A 5,043-nucleotide genomic window follows, 5' to 3' on the forward strand; every position below is an offset into this window, starting at 1 on the left:
CGCCAAGCCGTGCCAAACCGGTCTCGCCGCCGGCCCATTCGCGCGATTCATCATCCCTGCACCCTTGCGCCGAAAAACGGCATCCTTCATCTCAACCCCGGCGTTTGCCGCAACCAATTATAGTGTGCTCACAACGCGTACCGCAACGGCCCCCGCAGGTCGAAACCGCTGCACAAAAAACCGATCCGAATTGAGCCGAGGCGGTCGGGGCGGCCGCTTCCGGCCGCCCCCCTTTGAACGTTGGCGATCAGGCGCCGCCGGCCTTCTGCCCGTAGGCCGTGCCCCAGCCCCAGGCGCCGGAGCCGAAGCCACGGGAAACGACGCGCTCGCGATAGATCGCGGACACGACGTCGCCGTCACCGGCCAGGAGCGCCTTGGTCGAGCACATCTCCGCGCACAGCGGAAGCTTGCCTTCCGCGAGGCGGTTGCGCCCGTATTTCTGGAACTCGGCGGCGGAGTTGTCCTCCTCCGGCCCGCCGGCGCAGAAGGTGCATTTATCCATCTTGCCGCGCGAGCCGAAATTGCCCACCTGCGGGAACTGCGGCGCGCCGAACGGGCAGGCATAGAAGCAGTAGCCGCAGCCGATGCACAGGTCCTTGGAATGCAGCACCACGCCTTCCTCGGTGTCGTAAATGACATCCACCGGGCACACCGCTATGCACGGTGCGTCCGAGCAGTGCATGCACGCCACCGAGATCGACCGCTCGCCGGGACTGCCGTCATTGATGGTGACGACCCGGCGCCGGTTGATGCCCCAAGGCACCTCGTTCTCGTTCTTGCAGGCGGTGACGCACGCGTTGCACTCGATGCAGCGCTCGGCGTCAACGAGAAACTTCATTCGTGCCATTGTGCGTCCTCCCTATGCTTTCTCGATTCGGCAGAGCGTGGTCTTGGTTTCCTGCATTTGGGTCACGGAGTCGTAACCGTAGGTCGTGACGGTGTTGACCGACTCGCCGAGCACGTAGGGATCGGCCCCGCTTGGATAGCGCGAGCGCCGATCCTCGCCCTGGTACCAGCCGCCGAAGTGGAACGGCATGAAGGCGACACCCCTGCCCACGCGGTCGGTCAGCAAGGCCATGACATTGACCTTGCCTCCCTCCGGAGAGTGGATCCAGACCATCTCGCCGTCCCTGATACCTTTATTGTTGGCGTCGTAAGGGTTGATCTCGACGAACATGTCCTGCTGGAGCTCGGCGAGCCATGGGTTGGAGCGGGTCTCGTCGCCGCCGCCCTCGTACTCCACCAGACGGCCCGACGTGAGAATGGTCGGGAAATCCGTGGAGAAGTCCTGGTCCTGGATCGTCTTGTAGAGGACCGGCAAGCGCCAGAACTTCCTGTCCTCGTAAGTCGGATAATCGGCGACGAGGTCACGCCGCGGCGAGTACAGCGGCTCGCGGTGCAACGGCACCGGATCCGGGAAGTTCCACACCACACTCCTGGCCTTGGCGTTGCCGAACGGCGCGCAGCCATGCGCGATGGCGACGCGCTGGATGCCGCCGGAAAGGTCGGTCTTCCAGTTCGTCTTGTCGCCGGCAACCGCCTCGATGGCACTGCGCTCCTCGGCGGTGAGGTCGCCATCCCAGCCGAGCTCCTTCAGCATGGCCATGGTGAACTCCGGATAGCCATCCTCGATCTCCGAGCCGACCGGCCAGGAGTCCTCGGCGAGCAGATTTTGGCCATCGCGCTCGACGCCGAAGTTGGCGCGGAAGCACAGGCCGCCGTCGGCCACCGGCAGCGAGGTGTCGTAGAGATTGGCAGTGCCCGGATGCTTCATTTCCGGGGTTCCCCAGCACGGCCACGGCAAGCCGTAATAGTCGCCGTCGGCAGGACCGCCCACCGCGCGCAGCGTGGTTCTGTCGAAGGTGTACTGGTTGGCCATGTGCAGCTTCAGCCGCTCCGGCGACTGGCCGGTATAGCCGATCGTCCACATGCCGCGGTTGATCTCCCGCAGGATGTCTTCCACCACCGGCTCGGTGCCGTTCACCGCGATGTTCTTGAACAACTCGTCGGCAAAGCCGAGCTTCTGTGCGAACAGGTAGATGATCTCCTGGTCGGTCTTGCACTCGAACATCGGCTCCATGACCTTCTCGCGCCACTGCAGCGAGCGGTTGGAGGCGGTCACCGAGCCGACGGTTTCGAACTGGGTCGCCGCCGGCAGCAGGTACACGCCGTCGGTGCGGTCATGCAGGATGGCCGAGACGGTCGGATAGGGATCGATCACCACCAGGAGATCGAGCTTCTCCATCGCCTCCTTCATGTCCGTCATCCGCGTCTGCGAGTTGGGCGCGTGGCCCTGATAGATCATCGCCCGCAGATTGTCCGGCTGATCGATGTTCTCCTTCGCCTCCAGGACGCCGTCGATCCAGCGCGACACCGGCATGCCGGCCTTGGTGCTCATCGACTCATCCTTGCCCTCCTTGTCCTTCACGGTCGCGAAGCGGCCAAGGATGTAGTCGTATTCGACGCCCCATACCCGGGCCCAGTGCTTCCACGCGCCCTCGATGAGGCCGTAATAGCCCGGCAGGGTATCGTTGCCGCCGCCGACGTCGGTCGCGCCCTGGACGTTGTCGTGGCCGCGGAAGATGTTGGTGCCGCCGCCGGACGTACCGATCACGCCGAGCGCAAGGCCCAGATTGCAGTAGGCGCGGACGTTGTTGTTGCCGATATGATGCTGGGTGCCGCCCATGCACCAGATGATGGTGAAGGGACGGTTGTTGGCGAGCGTCCTGGCGACCCGCTTCAACTGCGAGCCCGGCACGCCGGTAACGCGCTCAACCTCCTCCGGCGTCCACTTGGCCACCTCGGCCTTGACCTGGTCCATGCCCCAGACACGCTGGCGGATGAAATCCTTGTCCTCCCAGCCATTCTCGAAGACGTGCCAGAGGATGCCCCAGATCAGCGCCACGTCCGTGCCGGAGCGCAGACGAACGTACTCATCGGCGTGGGCGGCCGTGCGGGTGAAGCGCGGATCGCACACGATGAACGGAGCGTTGTTGACCTCCTTGGCCCGCAACAAGTGCAGCAACGACACCGGGTGGGCCTCGGCGGGATTGCCGCCGATCAGAAAGATCGCCCGGGAATTGTGGATGTCGTTGTAGGAGTAGGTCATGGCGCCTTAGCCCCAGGTGTTGGCGACACCCGCGACCGTCGTCGAATGACAAATGCGCGCCTGGTGGTCGGTGTTGTTGGTGCCCCAGAACGCCATGAACTTCCTGTGCAGATAGCTCTGCTCGTTGGACATCTTGGACGAGTTGGTCCAGAAGACCGCGTCGGGTCCCGACTTTTCGCGGATCTCCAACAACTTGTCGCCGATCTCGTTGACCGCCTGGTCCCACGAAATCCGCTGCCACTTGCCGCCGACCAGTTTGGTCGGATATTTCAGCCGCCGTTCGCCATGCGCGTGCTCGCGCACCGCGGCCCCCTTGGCGCAGTGGGCGCCGAGGTTGAACGGGCTGTCGAACCCGGGCTCCTGGCCGATCCACACGCCCTTCGTCACTTCGGCAAGGACGGTGCAGCCCACCGAGCAATGGCCGCAGACGGATTTTCGGATCTCCACGCTATCGCTCGGCGCCGTCTGGGCTTGCGCCTTGGTGACCATGCCGCTCGACAGGGTCGTCGCCGCGGCGAGGCCGCCGATGGTCAGGCCCGAACGTCGCAAGAAGGTGCGCCGATCGATGGCGCCGTTGGTCAGCTGCGTCAAGGCAGATGACAGCCGGGGGCCGGATGCTACCCCGCCAGTCTTCTTCCTAAGCATCGCATGTTCCTCCCAAAACCGATTGCACGGTTGCCGCCGGTTCCCCGCAACGGAGAACCCGCAGATCAGAACCGCGCGGTTTCATAGAATGTCTTGACGTGCTCGGTCTCCCGATACCCCAAACCCTTCGACGGCTTTTCCGCCGCCGCCTTGGCCGCCTTCTCGCCCGCGACGAGGGCAACGCCCCCGGCCACGGTGCCGAGACCGGCGAGCTTCAGGAAGCTGCGGCGATCGGTATCCGTCCGCTCTTTCTGGCTTGCCATATCGTTAGCTCCTCCTTCCTCGAATTGTCTTTACGGTCTTCATTCCATTTGCTCGTTATGCCTTAAATATCCGTAACTTACAAAATTCTTCTAATCCATTGAAAAAGCGACTTCCTCGATGTCCATGAAGACCCGGCCAACCTGACCCAGCGTCGCATAGAGCACCGAGGACTTGGCGCCTTCCAGCTCGCGAAAGAAATGCTTCGCCCACGAGCCGACATGGTGGTCGAAAAATTTCTTTTGCGTCGCAATATCGGCCGGCGCGCCGAAGCTGCCCTCGATCAGTCCGGCCATCATATCCATGAGCGCGGCGATGTGATCCTCGGTTTCGGGGGACGATTCATCGCCGGCGATTCCCAGCGCCTCCATGTCGCGGCGCAGCTGGGCGAGCGGCTTCTCGTGCAAGAAGCCGGTCAGATAGTAGGACTCGTATGGAAGCAGTTCGCCGCGGCCCAGTCCGATGAACAGATCGTGGAACTCCTGCGCCACGCCGTCCTCGCCCTGGCGCGCCGCAACCTCGCTAAAGGCCTGAACCGCCTTGCCAAGCTCGGAATGGTCGCCGCTCATCGCGGCAGCCAGCGCGAGTTCCTCGCGGCTCGGAGGACGCGCGAGAAAGCGTGCGAGCAGGCGATAGAGGCGAGCCCGCAGCAGGTCCTCCTCTGCAATCGCCGACCGCTCAGCAGCCCCAGTCATGTGCGCTGACATAAAGTCAATCTTCCTCCCTGGTGTTCAATTTTGACCCAGAAGCTAGAATGATTGCAAATGGTATTTTCCGCCGCTCATGTGCGATGCAGCGAGCGCTTGGCGGGAAGCATGCTTGTTGCGCTTGCAAGCTGCGCTACGAAACCCCGTCGGGGGAACGGATGCGATCATTTTCCATCTGACCGCTGGCGTCGCGCAATCCAATCCGTTAACGTTGGGATATTCGGGACCGTTGCCAGTAGAGCGGTTCATGGTTATAGGGAATCGATTCGATGGGCCAAATCGGTTCATCCGGGCAGGCGTGGCGCGACGCGCGATACGGGA

General features: G+C 63.2%; 3 protein-coding genes and 1 pseudogene. All 4 read right to left on the reverse strand.

The features are described from left to right. Positions 1-247 precede the first annotated feature (247 nt). Positions 248-847, reverse strand: coding sequence for a formate dehydrogenase FDH3 subunit beta (gene fdh3B / locus Q8O80_RS14670; protein ID WP_305580526.1), 600 nt, complete (start codon positions 845-847; stop codon positions 248-250). Between the two features lie 12 nt (positions 848-859). Further along, a pseudogene (locus Q8O80_RS14675) lies at positions 860-3,754 on the reverse strand (formate dehydrogenase subunit alpha). Between the two features lie 65 nt (positions 3,755-3,819). Next, positions 3,820-4,017 (reverse strand): twin-arginine translocation signal domain-containing protein, encoded by a 198-nt coding sequence (locus Q8O80_RS14680; protein ID WP_305580528.1) that lies wholly within the window; start codon positions 4,015-4,017, stop codon positions 3,820-3,822. A gap of 90 nt (positions 4,018-4,107) precedes the next feature. Continuing rightward, positions 4,108-4,722: a molecular chaperone gene (locus Q8O80_RS14685; RefSeq protein ID WP_305580530.1), complete on the reverse strand. Its 615-nt coding sequence runs from the start codon at positions 4,720-4,722 to the stop codon at positions 4,108-4,110. Positions 4,723-5,043: the final 321 nt, after the last annotated feature.

It is taken from the genome of Devosia sp. (assembly GCF_030689745.1).
GTDB classification, from domain to species: Bacteria; Pseudomonadota; Alphaproteobacteria; order Rhizobiales; family Devosiaceae; genus Devosia; species Devosia alba.